Source organism: Tepidicella xavieri (assembly GCF_004363315.1).
Classification (GTDB): Bacteria; Pseudomonadota; Gammaproteobacteria; order Burkholderiales; family Burkholderiaceae_C; genus Tepidicella; species Tepidicella xavieri.
Map to the genome: position 1 here is coordinate 1 of NZ_SNYL01000017.1, position 18,944 is coordinate 18,944.

Annotated in this window: 19 protein-coding genes and 1 pseudogene; 8 read left to right on the forward strand and 12 right to left on the reverse strand. The window is 69.6% G+C overall.

Going from position 1 to position 18,944, the window contains the following annotated elements:
* The 7 genes and pseudogenes from DFR43_RS11745 to DFR43_RS11775 form a co-directional block, all read right to left on the reverse strand.
* Positions 1–234, reverse strand: a pseudogene (locus tag DFR43_RS11745) (thiosulfate oxidation carrier protein SoxY); the annotation flags it as partial.
* Between the two features lie 47 nt (positions 235–281).
* Positions 282–614: a c-type cytochrome gene (locus DFR43_RS11750; RefSeq protein ID WP_133598924.1), complete on the reverse strand. Its 333-nt coding sequence runs from the start codon at positions 612–614 to the stop codon at positions 282–284.
* A 32-nt stretch (positions 615–646) separates the two neighbouring features.
* Entirely contained in the window at positions 647–1,729 is a 1,083-nt protein-coding gene (locus DFR43_RS11755) for a c-type cytochrome (protein ID WP_133599015.1), read from the reverse strand.
* 8 nt (positions 1,730–1,737) lie between these two features.
* Positions 1,738–3,090 carry a sulfite dehydrogenase gene (gene soxC, locus DFR43_RS11760; RefSeq protein WP_245988914.1) on the reverse strand — a complete coding sequence of 451 codons (1,353 nt, stop codon included), beginning with the start codon at positions 3,088–3,090 and terminating at the stop codon, positions 1,738–1,740.
* A 4-nt stretch (positions 3,091–3,094) separates the two neighbouring features.
* Positions 3,095–3,517: an ArsR/SmtB family transcription factor gene (locus DFR43_RS11765; RefSeq protein WP_133598928.1), complete on the reverse strand. Its 423-nt coding sequence runs from the start codon at positions 3,515–3,517 to the stop codon at positions 3,095–3,097.
* Positions 3,518–3,607: 90 nt separating this feature from the next.
* Complete coding sequence (gene lolD, locus DFR43_RS11770; RefSeq protein WP_133598930.1) at positions 3,608–4,306, reverse strand: lipoprotein-releasing ABC transporter ATP-binding protein LolD; 699 nt, start codon at positions 4,304–4,306, stop codon at positions 3,608–3,610.
* Entirely contained in the window at positions 4,299–5,555 is a 1,257-nt protein-coding gene (locus tag DFR43_RS11775) for a lipoprotein-releasing ABC transporter permease subunit (protein WP_133598932.1), read from the reverse strand. The genes lolD and DFR43_RS11775 overlap by 8 nt, the downstream gene beginning before the upstream one ends.
* Before the next feature lie 61 nt (positions 5,556–5,616).
* On the opposite strand from DFR43_RS11775, the gene DFR43_RS11780 reads away from it, so the two are divergent.
* The 4 genes from DFR43_RS11780 to DFR43_RS11795 all read left to right on the forward strand — a co-directional run bounded on the left by DFR43_RS11780 (position 5,617) and on the right by DFR43_RS11795 (position 10,259).
* Entirely contained in the window at positions 5,617–6,615 is a 999-nt protein-coding gene (locus DFR43_RS11780) for a phosphoglycerate mutase (RefSeq protein ID WP_133598934.1), read from the forward strand.
* 4 nt (positions 6,616–6,619) lie between these two features.
* Positions 6,620–8,356: a single-stranded-DNA-specific exonuclease RecJ gene (recJ, locus tag DFR43_RS11785; protein WP_133598936.1), complete on the forward strand. Its 1,737-nt coding sequence runs from the start codon at positions 6,620–6,622 to the stop codon at positions 8,354–8,356.
* On the forward strand, positions 8,353–9,018 hold the full coding sequence (locus DFR43_RS11790; RefSeq protein WP_245988915.1) for an RluA family pseudouridine synthase: 666 nt from the start codon (positions 8,353–8,355) through the stop codon (positions 9,016–9,018). The genes recJ and DFR43_RS11790 overlap by 4 nt, the downstream gene beginning before the upstream one ends.
* Before the next feature lie 62 nt (positions 9,019–9,080).
* Positions 9,081–10,259, forward strand: coding sequence for an HDOD domain-containing protein (locus DFR43_RS11795; protein ID WP_133598941.1), 1,179 nt, complete (start codon positions 9,081–9,083; stop codon positions 10,257–10,259).
* Between the two features lie 9 nt (positions 10,260–10,268).
* On the opposite strand, the gene DFR43_RS11800 is transcribed toward DFR43_RS11795, so the two are convergent.
* The 4 genes from DFR43_RS11800 to DFR43_RS11815 form a co-directional block, all read right to left on the reverse strand.
* On the reverse strand, positions 10,269–10,907 hold the full coding sequence (locus tag DFR43_RS11800) for a CoA transferase subunit B (RefSeq protein WP_133598943.1): 639 nt from the start codon (positions 10,905–10,907) through the stop codon (positions 10,269–10,271).
* Between the two features lie 16 nt (positions 10,908–10,923).
* Positions 10,924–11,628 carry a CoA transferase subunit A gene (locus DFR43_RS11805; RefSeq protein ID WP_133598945.1) on the reverse strand — a complete coding sequence of 235 codons (705 nt, stop codon included), beginning with the start codon at positions 11,626–11,628 and terminating at the stop codon, positions 10,924–10,926.
* A gap of 104 nt (positions 11,629–11,732) precedes the next feature.
* On the reverse strand, positions 11,733–12,584 hold the full coding sequence (locus tag DFR43_RS11810) for an ATP-dependent Clp protease proteolytic subunit (RefSeq protein WP_133598947.1): 852 nt from the start codon (positions 12,582–12,584) through the stop codon (positions 11,733–11,735).
* A gap of 53 nt (positions 12,585–12,637) precedes the next feature.
* Positions 12,638–14,515: a DEAD/DEAH box helicase gene (locus tag DFR43_RS11815; protein ID WP_133598949.1), complete on the reverse strand. Its 1,878-nt coding sequence runs from the start codon at positions 14,513–14,515 to the stop codon at positions 12,638–12,640.
* Positions 14,516–14,688: 173 nt separating this feature from the next.
* Between DFR43_RS11815 and DFR43_RS11820 the strand changes: the two genes are divergently transcribed.
* From DFR43_RS11820 to DFR43_RS11830, 3 genes are read left to right on the forward strand one after another with little or no spacing between them, the layout of a single operon-like run.
* Positions 14,689–15,414: a hypothetical protein gene (locus DFR43_RS11820; protein WP_133598951.1), complete on the forward strand. Its 726-nt coding sequence runs from the start codon at positions 14,689–14,691 to the stop codon at positions 15,412–15,414.
* Positions 15,411–16,550, forward strand: coding sequence for a coiled-coil domain-containing protein (locus DFR43_RS11825; protein ID WP_133598953.1), 1,140 nt, complete (start codon positions 15,411–15,413; stop codon positions 16,548–16,550). Before DFR43_RS11820 ends, DFR43_RS11825 begins: the two co-directional genes overlap by 4 nt.
* Positions 16,551–16,561: 11 nt before the next feature.
* Positions 16,562–17,137 (forward strand): PAS and helix-turn-helix domain-containing protein, encoded by a 576-nt coding sequence (locus DFR43_RS11830; RefSeq protein ID WP_133598955.1) that lies wholly within the window; start codon positions 16,562–16,564, stop codon positions 17,135–17,137.
* A 42-nt stretch (positions 17,138–17,179) separates the two neighbouring features.
* Here DFR43_RS11830 and DFR43_RS11835 read toward each other — a convergent pair whose 3' ends face one another.
* The gene (locus DFR43_RS11835; RefSeq protein ID WP_133598957.1) at positions 17,180–17,566 is read right to left on the reverse strand and encodes a carboxymuconolactone decarboxylase family protein; all 387 of its coding nucleotides are present in this window, start codon (positions 17,564–17,566) and stop codon (positions 17,180–17,182) included.
* 165 nt (positions 17,567–17,731) lie between these two features.
* Here DFR43_RS11835 and dinB point away from each other — a divergent pair, with 165 nt between their 5' ends.
* Positions 17,732–18,943, forward strand: a complete 1,212-nt coding sequence (gene dinB / locus DFR43_RS11840) for a DNA polymerase IV (RefSeq protein WP_245988916.1) — start codon at positions 17,732–17,734, stop codon at positions 18,941–18,943.
* Position 18,944: the final 1 nt, after the last annotated feature.

Below are 18,944 nucleotides of genomic sequence, written 5' to 3' on the forward strand. Positions count from 1 at the left end.
GATCGCCCCCACCGGCACCACGGCACCGTTTTCGGCAATGTCCGGCGAAATGATCTGCACCTGGTCGTTGGCCGAGACGCTGCCGCCCAGCGCCTTGATCGCGTCTTGCAGGTTCTTGGCGTCAAAGCCCGCGCGGCCAGCCGCCTGCGCCTGCTCGGCCGTCACAATGCCCAGCGACAGCAGCGTGGCCATCGCGCCCGTGCTCTTCAGTACGGTTCGGCGTGTTGGGTTCATGAAGCTCTCCTTTCGGGGAAATCGTTCAGGGAAATGGCCGACTGGCCTCACTTGGCGGGCGCGCCGGCGAGGATCCAGGCGGCGAGGGTCTTGGCGTCCTCGTCTTTGAGGTTCGGCTGGGCGGGCATGGGCACGGGGCCCCACTTGCCAGAGCCACCGGCCTTGATCGAAGCCGCCAGCTTGTCCACCTCCATGCCTTTGTACTTGGCGGCGATGTCTTTGTACGACGGCCCCACCATTTTCCGGTCGATGGCATGGCAGGCCATGCAGGCGCTTTTCTGCGCCAGCGCAGTGGCTGCGGCGCCATCGACGTTGGCCTGGGCGGCACCGGCGGCCATGAAGGTCACGGCGCCGACGAGGGTGAACAATGTCTTGTTCATGGGGTTGCAACTCCTGGTTGGGGAAAAAAACGTCACTTCGCGCCAGCGGCGATCCACTCGGCAATGGCCTTGGCATCGGCATCACTGACCTGAGGCTGCGCGGGCATCGGAATCGCACCATACACGCCCTGGCCACCGTTCTTGATCTTGTCGATCAGATAAGCCACAGCGCCAGCACGGTCTTTGTTTTTGGCCGCGATTTCGTTGAACCCGGGGCCCACGATTTTGTTGTTGATGCCGTGGCAGGCGGTGCACGAGTTCGTGTTGAGCAGCGCTTTCGGATCGTTGGCGGCGGGCGCGGCCTGGGCCACGACCACGGCCTCGACGGTGATGCGCTGGGTCAGCGGCTCGGTGGGCGGCGGGCGGGTGGTGTCGGCGCCGCGCACGGGACCGATCACGCGGTTTTGCTCGCGGATGTTGCCATGCGCATCCCGGGCGTGCTCGGGCAGCACCGAGCGGATGGAGACCTGCACCGGGCAGTCGCGCATGCAGGCGACGTTCTGCACGTCACCGCGGCCATCGACGCGCCACAGCGGCTCGTAGAACACCATGCCGTTGCGGTTGGGCATGCGCTGCTGCACTTCGGCGATGTTCTGGTCGCTGAGCACGAAGTCCTCGGGCACCACATCGGCCAGGTTGAGGATGTAGGCCAGCACGCCATAGACCTCTTCCACCTTCAGGCTCTTGGGATTGTTCCACGGCATGGCGCGGTTGATGTAGTCCCACAGCGTGGAGATGGTGGCCACCTTCATCATGGTGGTGCGCTGCGGGTAGTTGGAGCCTTCTTCCAGATTCTTGACGCGGCCGCGCTGGATGTCCTCCTTCGTGGTGCCGCCCACGATGGGGGTGAACACCTCGTTGGATTCCCCAAAGACGCCGTGACAGGACGCGCATTGCGCCTCCCACACCTGTTCGCCCAGCTTGACCGAACCCGAGCCTTTGGGCAGCCCCTTGAAGTCGGGGCGCACGTCGATGTTCCAGGCCTTGATCTCGGCCGGCTTGGCGTCGCGGCCAATCTCGTGCCACGGCTTGTTGGCCTGGGCTTGGGCCAGACCGGTGCCCAGGCCGCCGACCAGGGTCGAGACGGCCAGCACCTGAAGGGTTTTGCGCCACATGGTTTTCATCAATACACCTGCACGTTGGAGACTTCGCCGTTTTCCGACACCAGCCAGCTCTGGATCGCGTTCTGGTGGTAGATGGAGCGGGTGCCGCGCACGGCGCGCAGCTGGTTGATCTTGGGCTGGACATAGCCGGTGCTGTCGATGGCCCGGCTTTGCAGGATGGCGGGCTTGCCGTCCCACACCCAGTCGATGTTGAAGCGGGTCAGCGCCTTGGGCAGGATGGGGCCCTCCAGCCGCGCGGTGCGCCAGTTGCGCCCGCCGTCGAAGGACACATCGACGCGCTTGATGGTGCCGCGGCCCGACCAGGCCAGGCCGGTGACGTTGTAGTAGCCACGGTCGAGCAGCGTCTGCCCGCCCGAGGGGGTGGTGATGACGGACTTGCACTCCTGGATGCCCGTGTACTGGCGGTGCGTGCCGTCCGGCATCAGATCGACGTAGTGGATGGCCTCGTCCTTGGTGGCCCACTTCATGTCGCCCACCTTGATGCGGCGCAGGTACTTGACCCAGCTCACCCCCTGCACGCCCGGCACCACCAGACGGAGCGGGTAGCCGTTTTCCGGGCGCAGCATCTCGCCGTTCATGCCCCAGGCCACGATCACATCGTCCATGGCCTGTTCGATGGAAATCGTGCGCGTCATCGAGGAGCCATCCGCCCCTTCGGCGAGCACATACTTGGCGCGCTTCTTGTCGATGCCGCACATCTCCAGCAGGGTGGACAGCAGCACGCCGGTGAATTCGGAGCAGCTCAGCATGCCGTGGGTGTACTGCACCGAAGGCAGCGCCACGTTGCCCCACTCGGGCGCGGAGTTGGCCCCACACTCGATGAAATGAATGCGCGAGACGCTGGGCAGGCGCATCAGGTCGTCCATGGTGAAGACGCGCGGACGCTTGACCATGCCGTCGTCGCCATGCACCATCAGGCGGTGCTTGGACGGATCGATGTCCCACCAGCCCTGGTGATGGCGCTCGAAGTGCAGGCCGCTGGGCGTGATGATGCCAAAGAGGCCTTGCAGCGGCGTGAAGCTCACCGACGCCTGCGACACGCGGGTCAGGCCCGGGCTTTCGCGGCGCTGCAGGTTGGCCTCCCACTTGCTGGGCTGGCCATAGCCCAGGGCGGCCACGGGCTGGCCCAGCCCGGTGGTGTGCTCGGGCAGGTTGAGGATCACGTCCTCCCCCTCGGCCGCCAGCGCGCGGGTGGCCGACGCGGTGGCGGCCACGGCCCCGGCCCCCATGGCCAAGGCTTTGCCCATGAAGCTGCGCCGGGCCTTGCGGGCCTTGTCGAGCAGCTCGGGGCTCAGGTGATTCTCGGGCGCTGGCACGACGCGCCCGATGACTTCGCTCAGGTCTCTGGACACTTGCTTATTCCTTCTGTGTGGCCGGAAGATCGGGACCGAGGGGACCGGCCAGGCCCATCGGGTGAAAACTGCCATCGAACATGCGGGCGCGGGCCATCTCGTCCATGCGCGAGACGACCTGCACCATCACGCTGCGACACAGTTCCACGAACACGCGGTCGGCCACACGGTAGAACACCTGCGTGCCCTCGCGCCGCCGCGACAACATGCCCGCCTGGTACATCAGCCCCAGGTGGCGAGAGACGTTGGCCTGGGCGATGCCCGTGGCCTTGATGATGTCATTGACGCACTTTTCTTCCTGACAGATGGTGTGAAGAATGTGCAGTCGGGTCGGCTCGCCCAGCACCCCGAAATAGCGCGCGGCGGCCTCGAACGCCGGCTGCAGGGCGTTCGAAGGCACGGGACCGAGGGTGGTGCTGGACGTCATGCGCCAACTATATGATTGATTGCTAATATAGTGATTAGTGTAAACCCTGAAACCCGCCCACGCCTGACAGCAGGCTGACAAGCGGCGGGATCAACCGGCGCTCAAGCGGCCATCGCGCATGTGCAGCACGCGGTCGCAGCGCCGGGCCAGATCGGGGTCGTGGGTCACCACCACGAAGGCGGTGCCCTGCTCCCGCGCCAGGCTGAGCATGAGGGCAAACACCGTCTCGGCCGATGCGCGGTCGAGGTTGCCCGTCGGCTCGTCGGCCAACACGCAGGCCGGCCGCGTGACCAGCGCCCGGGCGATGGCCACGCGCTGGCGCTCTCCCCCGGAAAGCTCGGCCGGGCGATGGTGCAGCCGCTGCGCCAGGCCCACCTTGCCGAGCCAGTCGGCAGCCTGCTGCGCCGCCGCTTCGCGCGGCTCGCGCCGTATCCACAGGGGCATGGCCACGTTGTCGCGGGCGCTGAATTCGGGCAGCAGGTGGTGGAACTGGTACACAAAGCCCAGATGCCGGTTGCGCAAAGCGCCCTGCCGCGCCGGGCTCAGCCCCGCCAGCCGCGTGCCGGCGAGCACCACCTCGCCGCTGCTGGGGGCGTCCAGCCCGCCCAGCAGGTGCAGCAGCGTGCTCTTGCCCGAGCCCGAGGCGCCGACGATGGCCAGCGTCTCGCCGGCGCGCACGCTCAGGTCCACGCCCCGCAGCACGGTCACATCGAGCCGGCCTTCCTGAAAGCGCTTGACCAGCCCGGTGGCCTGCAAGACCACGCTCGCCAGTGCCGTGACTTCACTCATAACGCAGTGCCTCCGCCGGGTTGACGCGGCTGGCCCGCCAGCTCGGATACAGGGTGGCCACGAAAGCCAGCGCCAGCGAGATCAGGCCGATCGGGACGATGTCGCCGCGCTGCGGGTCGCTGGGCATGCGGCTGATGAGGTAGATGTCCTGCGGCAGGAAGCTGGCCCCCAACAGGCGCTCCAGCGCCGGCACCAGCGTGTCGATGTGAAACGCCACGCCCAGGCCCAGCAGCAGCCCCAGCCCGGTCCCGATCACGCCCACCATCGCCCCCTGCACCACGAACACCGCCATGATGCTGCCCGGGCTGGCCCCCAGCGTCCGCAAAATGGCGATGTCGGCCCGCTTGTCGGTCACCGTCATCACCAGGGTGGAGACCAGGTTGAACGCCGCCACCGCCACGATGAGCGTCAGGATGATGAACATCATGCGCTTTTCCAATTGCACGGCGGCAAACCAGGTGCGGTTCTGCCGCGTCCAGTCGCGGATGATCAAATCGCCGCTGAGCGAAGCCGCCAGCTCGACCGCCACCTCACGCGCCTGATGCAAATCGCGGATTTTCAGCCGCACCCCGGTAGGCCCTTCGAGCCGGAACAGGCGCGCGGCGTCCTCCAGATGCACGAAAGCCAGCGCCGAGTCGTATTCATAGTGGCCGGAATCGAACAAGCCCACCACCGTCATCTGGCGCAGGCGCGGCACCACACCGGCTGGCGTGAGCTGCCCGCTGGGCACGATCAGCGTGACCGGGTCGCCCGGCATCACGCCCAGGCTGCGCGCCAGCGCCACTCCCAGCACCACCCCGAACTGCCCAGGCTCCAGGCGGGCCAGCGCCGCTTGCGCCTGCTCGGCGGCCAGTGCCGTGACTTGTGGCTCCAGCGCCGGGTCGATGCCCCGGATCAGCACGCCCTGCATGTCCTCGCCACGCGCCAGCAAGCCCTGGGCCGCGATGAAGGGCGCCGCCCCCCGCACTTCGGGGTGCGTCTGCACCTCACGCAAAGTCTGCGCCAAATCAGGAATGGCCTGCCCGCCTGGGGCGAACACCTCGATGTGCGACAGCACGCCCAGCATCCGGTCGCGCACCTCTTTCTGGAACCCGTTCATCACACTCAGCACGATGATGAGGGCCGCCACCCCCAGCGCAATGCCCAGCATGGACACACCGCTGATGAAGGAAATGAAGCCGTTGCGCCGCGTGCCCCGGCCGGCGCGCGTGTAGCGCCAGCCGAGCAGGAATTCGTAGGGGATCTGCATGGTGTTTGAAATTCGCCAGGGGGGATTGTGGCATCCCCGACAATCACGGTCTGGCCTTGCTATGAACACCCTGCCCATGCCCGAGTTCTCTGCCGAACGCGCGCTGATCGTGCCGTTCGCTGCCGCCGATGACGACGCCTGCCGCCAGGCGCTGGCCGGCCTGGCCCTGCCCGCGCTGCAAGCCGTGCTGACCGAATGGTCCACCCCCGGGCCCGTGCGGGGCGACGCCTACAGCCGCAACGCCCCGCACGAACACGCGCTGGCCGCCGCCTTGGGCTGGGACGCCCGCCCCGACGGTCTCCTGCCCCTGGCCGCGTGGCACGCCGGGGTGATCGACCGGCCTTGCGCCTGGTTGCATCTGTGCCACTGGACGGTGGGCATGGAGCAGGTCAGCCTGCAAGCCATGGACCCGGCCAGCGTGCCGCCGGACCAGTCGCGCGCGCTGCTGGCCGCCTTGGCGCCGCTGGCCGCCGAAGACGGCCTGACCCTGGTGTGGGAGCAGCCCACCCGCTGGCGGGCCGAAGGCGAGCCGCTGCGCCACCTGCCCTGGCCCAGCCTGGACCGGGTGGCTCAGCGCCGGCTCGACGGCTGGCTGCCCGACGGCGCCGCGCACCCTGCCGCACGCCCCTTGCTGCGGCTGCTCAACGAGGCCCAAATGCTGTTCTACACCCACCCGGTCCACGACGAGCGGGCCGCCCAAGGGTTGCCGGCCATCAACGGGCTGTGGATCGACGGCTGCGGCACCCTGCAACCCCACGAGGCCCCGCAGGGCACGCCGCCCCAACTCACCGACGCGCTGCGCCGCCCGGCGCTGCATGGCGACTGGGCCGCCTGGCGCGACGCCTGGCAGACGCTGGACCGTGAAGCCATCGCGCCGCGGCTGCGACACCCCCGCCCGGGCCCCATCACCCTGTGCGGCGAAAGCCACTGGCAGACCTGGGCGCCACCCTCCACCCCCACCCACGCCACGCTGCTGGCGGGCCGCTGGCGCCAGACGCTGCGCCGCCTCTGGCGACCAGCCCGACCAGCCAACGTGGCCACCGTCTTGCAATCGCTCTGAACCCATGAAGCTCATTGCCCGCGACATCCCTCCGCGCAGCGTCTGGACGCTGGAGCAAGCCGGCATCCACCCGCTGCTGGCGCGGCTGTTTGCCGCCCGTGGCGTGCGCCACCCGGACGAACTCGACGACAGCCTCGCCCGCTTGCAGCCCCCGGAGCACATGCGGGGTGCCACAGAAGCCGCCCAACTCCTGGCCGATGCCCTGCAAGCCGGCCGGCGCATCTGCATCGTGGCCGACTACGACTGCGACGGCGCCACCGCCTGCGCCACCGCGCTGCGCGGCCTGCGCCTGCTGGGCGCGCCGCTGGGCGGGGCGGCCGTGGACTACCTGGTGCCCGACCGCGTGACCGACGGCTACGGCCTGACCCCGGCCATTGCCGAACGGGTCCAGGCGCGTGGGGCCGACGTGCTCGTGACGGTGGACAACGGTATCGCCAGCGTGGACGGCGTGGCGCACGCCCGCGCCCTCGGCCTGCAAGTGCTCGTGACCGACCACCACCTGCCTGCCGTCATCGACGGGCAGGTCAGGCTGCCGCAAGACTGCGTCATCGTCAACCCCAACCAGCCCGGCTGCCCCTTTGAAAGCAAAGCCATCGCTGGCGTGGGCGTGATGTTCTACGTGCTGCTGGCCCTGCGGGCCGAGTTGCGCGCCCGGGGCGTGTTCACCGCCCAGACCCAGCCACGCATCGACACCCTGCTGCCGCTGGTGGCGCTGGGCACGGTGGCCGACGTGGTGAAGCTCGACCCCCACAACCGCCGCCTGGTGGCTCAGGGCCTCAAGCGCATCCGCAGCGGCCAGATGCCCCCGGGCATGGCCGCGCTGTTTCAGGTGGCGGGCCGCCAGCCCCTGCTGGCCAGCAGCTTCGACCTGGGCTTCGCGCTCGGGCCGCGGCTCAATGCCGCCGGGCGCCTGCGCGACATGACGCTGGGCATCGAATGCCTGAGCACCGACGACGCCCAGCGGGCCGCCGAACTGGCCCAGCAGCTCGACGCCATCAACCGCGAGCGCAAGACGCTGGAAGGCGACATGCGCGAGCAAGCCATGCAACTGGCCGAAGCCCTGTGGGACGAAGCCGACAGCCCGCCGCCGGCGCTGTGCCTGTTCGATCCCGACTTTCACGAAGGCGTCATCGGCATCGTGGCCGCGCGCCTCAAAGACAAGCTCTACCGCCCCACCTTCGTGTTTGCCGCCAGCCAGGCCCCAGGCAAAGCACACGAGCTCAAAGGCTCGGGCCGCTCCATCCCCGGCTTTCACCTGCGCGACGCGCTCGACCTGATGGCCAAGCGCCACCCCGGCGTGCTGCTGCGCTTCGGCGGCCATGCGGCGGCGGCAGGCTGCACCATCGCCGAAGAACACCTCGACACTTTCGATCAGGCGTTTCAGCAAATCGCTGCCGAATGGCTGGACGACGCCACGCTGCAGCGCCGCCTGGAAACCGACGGCGCGCTCGACCCGCAATACCGCCGCGTGGACCTGATCGACACCCTGCACCAGCAGGTGTGGGGGCAAGGCTTCGCCCCGCCGGTGTTCTGCGAGGAGGTGGAAATCGTCTCGCAACGGCTGGTGGGCCAAAAACATTTGCAACTCAAGGTGCGCCACGGCGGCGACGTGGTCGATGGCATCTGGTTCGGCCATGCCGAGCCGCTGCCCAGCCGCGTCAAGCTCGCCTTCCGGCTAGATGCCGACGAATGGCAAGGCCAGCGCCGCGTGCGCTTTCTGGTGGAAGGGGCCGAGTGGTGAGCGTGGGGCACGGCGGCCTGACCGTGGTGCACGCCGACGAGGCCCTGCTCGTGCTGGACAAGCCGGCCGGCCTGCTTTCGGTGCCGGGGCGCGGCCCGGCGCACGCCGACTGCCTCAGCGCCCGGGCCCAGGCCCTGTACCCGCGCGCGCTGGTGGTGCACCGCCTCGACATGGCCACCTCTGGCCTGGTGGTGATGGCGCAAGGGCCCGAGGCGCAAAGCGCCCTGAGCCGGCAGTTCGCGCAGCGCACGGTGCGCAAGCGCTACGAGGCGGTGGTGGCCGGCACGCCCGCCCTCAGCGACGCCGATGCCGACGGCTGGAGCGACATCCGCCTGCCCCTGATCGTGGATTGGCCCAACCGACCCCGCAGCAAGGTGGACCCGGCCATCGGCAAGCCCAGCCACACCCGCTGGCGGCTCCACCCCCGCCCAGCCCCGCTGGCCGGCGCCTGCCGGCTCGAACTCATGCCCGTGACCGGCCGCTCGCACCAGTTGCGGGTCCACCTGCAAGCCATTGGCCACCCGATCGTGGGCGACGAGCTGTACGCGCCCGAGCCTTGGCGCAGCGCCAGCCCCCGCCTGTGGCTGCACGCCTGCCGCCTCGAACTGCACCACCCGCTGACGGGCCAGCGGCTGCGCTTCGACAGCCCCACCCCGTTCTGACCGGCACGCGCATCGGCCCTGCCGCGATGCGCTACAGTCGATACTGAGAGGGAATCGCACACATGATCTGGATACTGATCGTCGCCGTGGTGGCCTTGGCCGCCGCGCTGGCCTGGTGGGCCCTGGGCCGGGGCCGCTCATCGGCATCGTCTGCGTCGGACCAGCCGCGCCAGCCTGCCCCGCCCACCCTGCCTGCCGCCGCCGCGCCCAGCGCCGCCAGCCCGGCGCCCGCGGGCCGGCCCACGCCGTCAGGGGCGGCACCCGCTTTGCCACCCATGGAGGCGCCCGCGCCGCTGGCGGCCTTCCGGCGCGAGCCGGCAGCGGCCCTCCAAGCCACGCAGCGCGACGCGCTCATGCAACGGCTGGAGCGCCTGCACCGCCCGGCCCCCGCCTTGCACGCGCTGAGCTCGCCGGCGTTTCTGCAAAAAGCCACCTCCAGCCAGCTGGCCGACGTGGTGCTCAGCGAGCCGGCTATCGCGGCCAAGGTGCTGGCCACCGTGAACTCGCCGCTGTATGGCCTGCGCACCCCGGTGGTCCACATCGGGCAGGGCATCACCTTTCTGGGCCTCAACACGGTCCGCGCCTTGTGCCTACAACACCTGCTCAGCGACGCTTTTCCCACCCCGCCGGACGGGCTGCGCCCCCTGTTCGACCGCCAATGGCAAGCCACCGCCGCGGCCAGCGAGCTGTGCGCCCGCGTGGGGCAAAAGCTGGGGCTGGCCGAGACGGGCGCGGCCGTCACCCAAGTGGTGCTGGCGTCTTTGGCGCCGCTGGCGGTACTCACCCTGTTGCCGGCCGAGCAGACCAACGCCTGGGCGCAAGGCGATGGCTTGGCCCGCGCCCAGCTGGAACAGGAAGCGCTGGGCCTCAGCGGGGCGGAAATCGGCCGGCTGCTGATGCAGTCTTGGGCCTTGCCCGACGCGCTGACCGACGCGGTGGCCCGCCTGCACGGCTGGCTGGAGACGCCGGCCACCGCCATCCACCCAGAGGCCACCGCCCAGGCCCTGGCCTACTGGTGCCTGCGCATGGGGGAGCGGCTGGCCGCGCGCCAGATCGAAGACTGGCAGGCTTTCGACTGGCAGGCCGACGACGCCATCGACACCGCGCTGGCGCGGTCTTACCTGGCCGCCGCGCTGGGCCCGCGCCTGAGCGCGGCCCTGCAAGACCCGCAGGTGCGTCAAGCCCTGCGGCCGTGGCTGCCTGCCGCCGCGGCCGAGCCCCAGGACCCGGCCACGGCCTGAGGGGCCTTTTCAGAGCAGCGGCACGCCCGTCTTGCTCTGGATGAACTCGCGCGTCACGCCGGGGGCCAGCTCCACCAGCTTGAGCCCCTCGGGCGTAACGTCCATCACGCCCAGGTCGGTGATGATGCGGTCCACCACGCCCTTGCCGGTCAGCGGCAGCGTGCACTCGGGCAGGATCTTCAGGTCCTCGGTCCCGTCCTTCTTGCGCGCGACGTGCTCCATCAGCACGATCACGCGCTTCACACCGGCCACCAGGTCCATCGCGCCGCCCATGCCCTTGACCATCTTGCCCGGGATCATCCAGTTGGCCAGGTCGCCCTTGTGCGTGACCTGCATCGCGCCCAGGATGGACAGGTTGATCTTGCCGCCGCGGATCATGGCAAACGACTGGTCCGAGCCGAAGATGGACGAGCCCTTGATGGTGGTGACGGTCTGCTTGCCGGCGTTGATCAGGTCGGGGTCCACCTCGTCCTCATAAGGGAAGGGGCCGATGCCCAGCATGCCGTTTTCGCTCTGCAGCCAGACCTCGATGTGGTCGGGCACGTGGTTGGCCACCAGCGTCGGGATGCCGATGCCCAGGTTGACGTAGAAGCCGTCCTGCAGTTCTTGGGCCGCGCGCGCGGCCATCTGGTCTTGGGTCCAAGGCATGTTCCGTACTCCTCGATCAAACTTTGCGCTCGCGCGTGGTGCGCTTTTCGATGCGTTTCTCAGGCGTGGGGTTGTGCACGATGCGGTGCACATAGATGCCGGGCAGGTGCACGTCGTCGGGGGCGATGTCGCCGGTGGCCACCACGCGCTCCACCTCCACGATGCAGATCTTGCCTGCCGTGGCGGCGGCCGGGTTGAAGTTGCGCGCCGTCAGGTGAAAGCGCAGGTTGCCCGAGAGGTCGGCCACGTCGGCCTTGATGAGCGCCACGTCCGGGAACAGGGCGTGCTCCATGATGTAGGTCTCGCCGTTGAACTCGCGGTGCTCCTTGCCCTCGGCCACGATGGTGCCCACGCCCGTCTTGGTGAAGAACGCCGGGATGCCCGCGCCGCCGGCGCGCAGCTTCTCGGCCAGCGTGCCCTGCGGGGTGAACTCCAGCTCCAGCTCGCCAGCCAGGTACTGGCGCTCGAACTCTTTGTTCTCGCCCACGTAGCTGGAGATCATCTTCTTGATCTGGCGCGTCTCCAGCAGCTTGCCCAGGCCGAAGCCGTCCACGCCGGCGTTGTTGGAGATGACGGTGAGGTCCTTGACGCCGCTGTCGCGCAGCGCGTCGATGAGCGCCTCAGGAATGCCGCACAGGCCAAAACCGCCCACGGCGATGAGTTGCCCGTCGGCCACCACGCCCTTGAGGGCTTCGGCCGCGCTGGGGTACACCTTGTTCATGCTCGCACGCTCCTGTCCAATGGTGATGGAAAAGCCATACGATACTACGTAACGGCATACGTAGTATTGCCTAAAGGCCAACCCTAGCGCCGCCTCGCTCGCCGTCAGGCCAGGGCCTCGTCGCCGTGGACGACCTGCTCCACCTCGTCGATGAGCGCCCAGCACCAGGCTTGCAGCGGCGAGATGGCCTGATCGGCCGCGAGCAGGCCTTGCAGGCCGTGCTCGTAGGCGGCCAGCCACGTCTTGTCGGAGCGCCTGGGCGCGGGCCGCTTGAGCCAGGCCGGCAGGCCCGCGTGGGCGTCGATCAGCCCGCCGGCCTGCACGCAGCGCTGCCGCACGTCGGCCCAGTGGGCGCGCAGCCAGTCGGTGCGGCGCTGCACGGTGCGCTGCAAGCCCTCGGCGCCCACGTGCGACAGGGCGTGCCCCAGCAAGGTCTGCACCATGTCCTCGTCCAGCCGCTTGAGCTGGGTGCGCATGCGCCAGGCGTCGGCTTCGGTCACGCGCTGCCAGTCGCGGGTGAGCACGCCCACGCGGTGGTAGAGCAGCTCCGCATGGGGCTGGGCCGAGCGCCGGCCCCAGTCGCCCAGCGACAGCAGCACCGCCGCGGCGCTGCACGCCATGCGATGGGCCTGGGTGCGCACCCGTACCCCGCGCCGCCGCCACGCCTGCATGCTGCCCATGATGCGGCGCATGCCCACCACGCTGCCGCCGGGCGACGTCCAGCCCAGATCGAGCTGGTCGTAGTGGTAGTAGTCCAGGCAGGTCTGCGCCACCTGCTGCAATTCGTCAGCCCCTTCTTCGGTGATGGGGCCGTGGTACCACACCAGCGCCTGCTGCGGCAGGGGTTGCGCCGTCACGCGCACCTCGGGCGCGGGCTGGCCGACGGTGGCGGGCAGGCCCGTGCCCGGCGTCGCCGCCCGGGCGGCATCCATCCACAGGTTTGGCATCGTCATCATGATTCACGCTCCTTTTGAATGACTGTGAGGGTTCTCTTCGTCGCGCTTGGCGCTCAGGCCGGCTGCCGCGCTGGCGCCTGGGCAGCCGCGCCCCACCGCGCCCGGTAGCGCCCGTGCCGCCTCGGGCTGGCGTAGTAGTACTCCCCGGTCTCCAGGCGCTCGATGGGGCGCACCGCCAACACGTGGGGCATGTCGCGCCGTGGCGGCGCGAACGTGCCTTCGAGCTGCCCGCGGGCGTGGGGGTCGCGGGTGCGAAACACCAGCACCGTAGGAATGTTCAGCAGCAGGCAATCCAGCGCCGCCTTGTTCTGGATCACATGCAGCAGGCTGGCATGGCTCTGGGTGGCCATGACGCAAGTCACCCGGTAGGCGCGGCAGCGGTCCAGAAAGCTCGCTTCCGCGCTGTCGCCATCCAGGGTGATGAAGCGCTGGAACTCATCGACCACGTAAAACACCGGGCGGCGCATGCAGGCGCGGCTCATGCAGGCGCGGAAATACGCCGCTTTCAACGCGCGGGCGCAGAAGTTGGCGGCATGGGTGTTTTGCGGCTGATAGACCACCACCCACCCCTGCTCCAGCACCGTCTCCCAGGTCAGGGCGGCGTCATCGGGCCACGGCCAAAGGTCCAGGTCAATGGCCTCCACCACCTCCGGGGCCCCAGCCAGCGCGGTGATCATGCGCGCCATGCGCGACTCGTACATCCACTGGTTGTAGGCGTCGGAATTGGGGCCGGAGCCCATGCTGGGAAACCGCGCCAACGGGTTGGGCACGAATTGCCCGGCCAAGAGGCGATCGGTCAGCAGCTGCAAGAAGGCATTGACCATGCGCAGCTGCGGCATGCCGCTGACCCAGACGTAGAGCTGGTCCAGCGCCTGCCACTGGCTGCGCGGCTGGCAGCCCGTGCCCAGCACGCGGTGCAGCTCGCACAGCAGGCTGCGCCCGAGGCGGCGGCGCGTCAGCTCGTCGATGTGCAGCAGCGCCAGATTCAATTCGTGCCCCTTTTGCAGCCAGCGGCTGCTCTCGTCGGAGCCGGTCTGCGCCAAGGGCAGGAGCTCGCACACCTTGTGATAGCGGTCGCGCAGCGACAGGTGCTGCATCGCGCCACCGAACAGGCGCAGACGGCCCGGCGGCTGCTGCGCCTGGGCCTGCCCCAGCACCACGCATTGCCCATGCCGCCCGATCTGCGCCATGCGCGCCTGCACCTCGGGCAGCAGCTCGCGCTTGGGGTCGATGACCAGCACGCTGGAAGCCAGGCCATCGCAAGTGTAGGCCAGGGCGGCCTTGAGCACGGGCAGCAGATACGAGTACGTCTTGCCCGAGCCCGTCTCGCCCAAGCCCATGCAATGCACCAGGTCGCGCAGCGGCCATTCGGCGCGGCCCATCAGCATCACGTCGTCAAAGCGCAGCGGGGGCGATTGGTCGTCGTACGGCAGCGGCACCTGCGCCCCAGCGTCGGCCTGCCCTGGGGCGGGTGGCTCGACCGACGTGGCCGCCGGGGCGGCCTGCCGCCACCAGCCCTCGATGACCAGCCACAGCGCGGCGGCCACGTCGGCGGCGCGCTCGAACACGGGCGCCGGCTCGATCCAGGCGCCCCCAGGCGGCACGCCCGGCGGGCAGCCCAGGGCGGCGTCTGTGGTGGGGGCGCCTGTGGTGGGGGCGCCTGTGGTGGGGGCGCGGCGCGACGCGGCCGGGGCCTCGTCCTCGTCGGCGGGCAGCGGCGGCTTGCGCAGCCGGCACGGCGTGAGGTGGCGCGTCAAGCCCCAAGGGTCTTGCAGCCGCGCCGTGCTGGGCGCCAGCGTCAGCCCCGCGCGCTCCAGCTGCGCGGCGGCCAGGTCGATGCGCTGCGTCGCGTCGGCGTCGAGCACATGGACCGCCGCGGCTGGGGTGGGGGTGGGGGTGGGGGTGGGGGATGGGGTTCGAGCACGTTTCATGGTTTCCTCGCATGTCGATGGCTTTCGGCCGATTTGGAGGTTTTGCCGAAAGTTGCCAAAATATATTCACTCCATTTATTCGATGGAAGCTGAAAATGTTGTGATAGACAGGTTTTTGTAATCGAAGAAATCACAACATTTTTTGAAACCCGCCGTGCTATTCTCGACCCACCATGGACAACACGACCGACACCAACCCCACCCAGGAATTCATGCAGGCGCTCAAGGCGCTCAACCCCAAGATTTCCGACGTCAGGCTGCTCCAGGTGCTGGAGCTGCCCACGGGCGACCGCGGGCTGATGTGCCGCATGCGGGCCGGCCAATACCGGCTGCCCCAATGGCAGTTCGACCGCGCGCTGATGCGCTCGCGCGAGGCGCACGGCCAAGTGGTGCAGCCGGGCCGGCCGCCCTTCGTCTCGCCCTACCGGGCGCCGCGGCAGCTGGGCCTGACGTGGCACACGCCCGAAGAAAGCCGCAAAATCCGCAACGACCCCGACATCCGCCAACTGGCCAAGGCCGTCGAAGAACTGGGCCAGGCCCTCAGCAAGGTGCGCAACCTCATGCAGGTGATCGAGAAAAAATTCGAGTACCCGACCCCGCCCGGCCAGCCGCGCCGGCCCGGCAGGGCCTACAGCGACGCCCAGTTCCTCACCCGCTGGGCCGATGAGCTGGACCCGGTGCGGCCCGACCAGGTGGCCGTCTCGTGCGTGCCCTTCTTCATCGAGGTGCAGGGCCAACTGCTGTGCTTGACCAACCCCTGGCCTTATGATCGGCTGACGGTGCCCGCGCCGGTCAAGGTGTACGCTGACCCGCCCGAGCCGGGCGAGGCGCCCCGCCCCACCGGCGGCGACGCCCTGGCCCGGCTGCGCGAACTCATTCGAAAGGAGCAAGACGCATGAGCGCATTCACTTCCTCGGCCGGCGGGCAGTTCGCCGGCGCCCTGGGGCTGGCCTTTGCCGCGGCGCGCGCGGCCAGCGAGCGCGGCGAGGACTGGGCCGCGCAGGCAAAGCGCTACCGGCGCCTGGCCGAAGATTACAAGGAGGCCTACGACAAGCTCTACGAGGCGCTGACCATCACCAAGGAGGGGGCCCAGGAGGCGCGGCAGACGCGCGACTTCCTGCTGGGCAAGCTCGCCGAGGCCACGCAGGAGCTGGCTGACGCACGGGGGGTCATTCGAAGCCTCAACGACGATCTGCGCAGCACCTCCGCGGCGCTGAACGAGGCCACGGCCCACCTGCGCGATGCGACCGCCCTGGTGAAGCGGCTGCAAGAGGAAAAGCGCCAGCTCATCGAGGCGCACCGCCAGCAGATGCAGCAGGCGCTGGAGCGCGAGACGCGCCAGGTCGAGGAACTCAAGGCCCGGGTGGCCGAGTTGCAGCGGCGCGAGGCCGAGGCCGTCTCGCGGGCCGAGGCGGCTGCGCGCCAGGTCGAGCGGCTCAGCGCCGAGCGCGAGGAACTGCGGCGCTGGCACGCGGCCAACCTGGCGCTGCGCTGCGCGCTGGAGGTGCAGCTGCTGCGCGCCGATGCGGACAACCCGCTGCTGCAGGACCAGGACCTGCGCGATCGGGTGCGCCGCGCCGGCGAGATGGCCGTGACCATGCTGGGCGAGGCGCCCGAGGCCGGCGCGCCCGATCCGTTCGACATGGCGCGCGAGGCGGGGCTGACGTTTTCCGTGCCGGGGCGGCCCAACAGCGTGGAGGTGCTCTCGGAGCTGGCGTTGGCCGAGGTCTACATGCGCCGGCTGCTGGCGCTGAACCTGCCGGCCGACCGCGCGATGGAGGTGCTGCAGCGGCTTGGCCGCGGCGAAGGCGCGGCCAGCGCCGCGCGCGAGCTGCTGCGCGAGATGGAGCCGGGCAGCGTGCTGCTCAAGCCCGAGACGGTCGAGCGCGTGCAAGGCATCGCGATGGAGGAGTTCCAGCGCCAGCAGCAACAGCGCCGCTTGAGCCGCGGCGGCCCCTCGGCGGCCTGGTCGGCGGCCATGCTGGGGCACGCCGAAACCCGCGCCCGCGCGCTGCAGGCGTTGGGCGCCGCGTAAAGCCGCTGCCCATGCCTGTGGACGCCACGCCGCCGGCCATCGACTATCGCCTGGCCTTCGATCTGGCCCCGGTGGGGCTGGTGCTGTCGCGCCACCGCACCATGGTGGACTGCAACGAGGCGGTGTGCGAGATGTTCGGCGCCACGCGCGAGCAGCTCATCGGCCAGAGCTTTCGCATCCTCTACCCCAGCGCCGACGAGTTCGAGCGCATCGGCGAGCGCATCGCGCCCATCCTCAACGCGCGCGGCCATTATTCCGACGAGCGCATGATGCGCCGCATCGGCGGCCGCTTCCAGGGCGAGCTGTTCTGGTGCCACGTGACGGGCCGGGCGCTGGATCGCGACCATCCCCATGCGGCGGGCATCTGGAGCTTCGAGGACCTGAGCGCGCGCCGCCCGGTCACGGCCGCGCTGACGCCGCGCGAGCGCGAAATCGCCGCCCTGGTCACCCAGGGGCTGACGGCCAAGGCCATCGGCAAGGCGCTGCGCATCAGCCCGCGCACGGTGGAAATCTACCGCGCCCGCCTGATGCGCAAATACCAGGCCAGCAGCTCCATCGACCTGGTGCAGCGCCTCATGACCGGCTGAGCCACCGCGCCGCCCGCCACGCCCACCCCGCGCCCCGGGCGCTCAGCCGCGCGGGGCGTCCACCACCTCGGCGGCGGCGCGGAACCCCTCCACCGCGGCGGGCAGGCCGCAGTAGATGCTGGCGTGCAGCAGCACTTCCTGAATCTCCTGCGGCGTGGCGCCGTTGTTCAGGGCCCCGCGCACATGGCCTTTGAGCTCGTGCGTCTTGCCCAGGGCGGTGAGCATGGCCACGGTGACGAGGCTGCGGGTTTTCAGATCGAGCCCCGGGCGCTGCCACACATCGCCCCAGGCGTTGCGGGTGATGTAGTGCTGCAGGGGGGCGGTGAATTCGGTCAGCCCGCTGAAGGCGCGCGCCACGAAATCCTCGCCCATGACGCGCTTGCGCATGGCCAGGCCCTGCTCGAAATCCTTGTCGGTGGGGTTGCTCATTGGAAAATGTCCTGCGGAAAATCGCTGCAGCCGCCAGCATACTGCGCTTGTCCACGGCGGCTGTGGCCCAATCTGTGGAAAAGCCCGTGGACAATCGCGCCAGGCCGCGCCAGCATTGGGCTGGCAGGCTTTGCCCAAAGTTTGAGCACCCTGGGTTCACCCGCCATGCGACGCATCGCCCACCTGGACATGGACGCCTTCTATGCGTCGGTCGAGCTGCTGCGCTACCCGCAGCTGCGCGGTCTGCCGGTGGTCATCGGCGGGCGGCGCCGCTGGCCCGACGAGCACCAGCCGCCGTCCGCCGACGGCCAGCCGCTGGCCGAACTGCCGCTGAGCGCCTTTGCCCGGCTGCGCGACTACGTCGGCCGCGGCGTCATCACCACCGCCACCTATGCCGCGCGGGCGTTTGGGGTGGGCTCGGCCATGGGGCTGATGAAGGCCGCCCAGCTCTGCCCCGACGCCATCCTGCTGCCGGTGGACTTCGACGAATACCGGCGCTATTCGCGCCGCTTCAAGGCGGTGATCCAGGAGTTGGCCCCGGTGATGGAGGACCGGGGGGTGGACGAGGTGTACATCGACTTCACCGACGTGCCCGGCGGCCAGCGCGAAGGCGGCCGGGTGCTGGCGCGGCTGATCCAGAAAAGCATCTTCGAAGCCACCGGGCTGACGTGCTCGATCGGGGTGGCGCCCAACAAGCTGCTGGCCAAGATGGCCAGCGAGTTCCGCAAGCCCAATGGCATCTCGGTCATTCATGAGGCCGACTTGCAGACGCTCATCTGGCCCCTGCCGTGCCACAAGATCAACGGCATCGGCCCCCAGACAGCACGCAAGCTGGCCGAGCACGGCGTGCGCACCATCGGTGAGCTGGCCCAGCAGCCCCTGCCCGCGCTGGTGGCCTGGTTTGGCCCCAGCCACGGCCTATGGCTGCACGAGGCGGCCTGGGGCCGCGACGATCGCCCGGTGCAGACGCACAGCGAGCCCGTGAGCATGAGCCGGGAAACCACCTTCGAGCGCAACCTGCACCCACGGCGCGACCGCCAGGCCCTGGGCGCCCTGTTCACGCGGCTGTGCGAGCAGGTGGCAGCCGACCTGCAACGCAAGGGCTACCGCGCCCGGGCCGTGGCCGTCAAGCTCAAGTACGACGACTTCAAGACCGTCACGCGCCAGCAGCGGCTGGCCGCGCCGGCCGACGACGCCGCCACCCTGCGCCGCGCCGCCGGGCAGGCGCTCAAGCGCGCCCCGCTGGAGCGGCCGCTACGCCTGCTGGGCGTGCGGGCCGACGGGCTGCTGCGGGCCGACGCGGCCAGCGCCACCGGGCCCGCCCCACAGGCCAGCGCCACCGAGGCGGGCGCCGAGCGGCAGGCGAGCCTGTTCTGAG

What these genes read in the sequence shown, in the direction of transcription:
- DFR43_RS11810 (WP_133598947.1), bottom strand. Translation starts at nt 12,584, where the DNA reads ATGATGACGATGCCAAACCTGTGGATGGATGCCGCCCGGGCGGCGACG.
- DFR43_RS11765 (WP_133598928.1), bottom strand. Translation starts at nt 3,517, where the DNA reads ATGACGTCCAGCACCACCCTCGGTCCCGTGCCTTCGAACGCCCTGCAG.
- dinB (WP_245988916.1), top strand. Translation starts at nt 17,732, where the DNA reads ATGCGACGCATCGCCCACCTGGACATGGACGCCTTCTATGCGTCGGTC.
- DFR43_RS11830 (WP_133598955.1), top strand. Translation starts at nt 16,562, where the DNA reads ATGCCTGTGGACGCCACGCCGCCGGCCATCGACTATCGCCTGGCCTTC.
- DFR43_RS11820 (WP_133598951.1), top strand. Translation starts at nt 14,689, where the DNA reads ATGGACAACACGACCGACACCAACCCCACCCAGGAATTCATGCAGGCG.
- DFR43_RS11805 (WP_133598945.1), bottom strand. Translation starts at nt 11,628, where the DNA reads ATGAACAAGGTGTACCCCAGCGCGGCCGAAGCCCTCAAGGGCGTGGTG.
- DFR43_RS11795 (WP_133598941.1), top strand. Translation starts at nt 9,081, where the DNA reads ATGATCTGGATACTGATCGTCGCCGTGGTGGCCTTGGCCGCCGCGCTG.
- DFR43_RS11835 (WP_133598957.1), bottom strand. Translation starts at nt 17,566, where the DNA reads ATGAGCAACCCCACCGACAAGGATTTCGAGCAGGGCCTGGCCATGCGC.
- DFR43_RS11755 (WP_133599015.1), bottom strand. Translation starts at nt 1,729, where the DNA reads ATGTGGCGCAAAACCCTTCAGGTGCTGGCCGTCTCGACCCTGGTCGGC.
- DFR43_RS11815 (WP_133598949.1), bottom strand. Translation starts at nt 14,515, where the DNA reads ATGAAACGTGCTCGAACCCCATCCCCCACCCCCACCCCCACCCCCACC.
- DFR43_RS11780 (WP_133598934.1), top strand. Translation starts at nt 5,617, where the DNA reads ATGAACACCCTGCCCATGCCCGAGTTCTCTGCCGAACGCGCGCTGATC.
- lolD (WP_133598930.1), bottom strand. Translation starts at nt 4,306, where the DNA reads ATGAGTGAAGTCACGGCACTGGCGAGCGTGGTCTTGCAGGCCACCGGG.
- DFR43_RS11775 (WP_133598932.1), bottom strand. Translation starts at nt 5,555, where the DNA reads ATGCAGATCCCCTACGAATTCCTGCTCGGCTGGCGCTACACGCGCGCC.
- DFR43_RS11750 (WP_133598924.1), bottom strand. Translation starts at nt 614, where the DNA reads ATGAACAAGACATTGTTCACCCTCGTCGGCGCCGTGACCTTCATGGCC.
- DFR43_RS11825 (WP_133598953.1), top strand. Translation starts at nt 15,411, where the DNA reads ATGAGCGCATTCACTTCCTCGGCCGGCGGGCAGTTCGCCGGCGCCCTG.
- DFR43_RS11800 (WP_133598943.1), bottom strand. Translation starts at nt 10,907, where the DNA reads ATGCCTTGGACCCAAGACCAGATGGCCGCGCGCGCGGCCCAAGAACTG.
- recJ (WP_133598936.1), top strand. Translation starts at nt 6,620, where the DNA reads ATGAAGCTCATTGCCCGCGACATCCCTCCGCGCAGCGTCTGGACGCTG.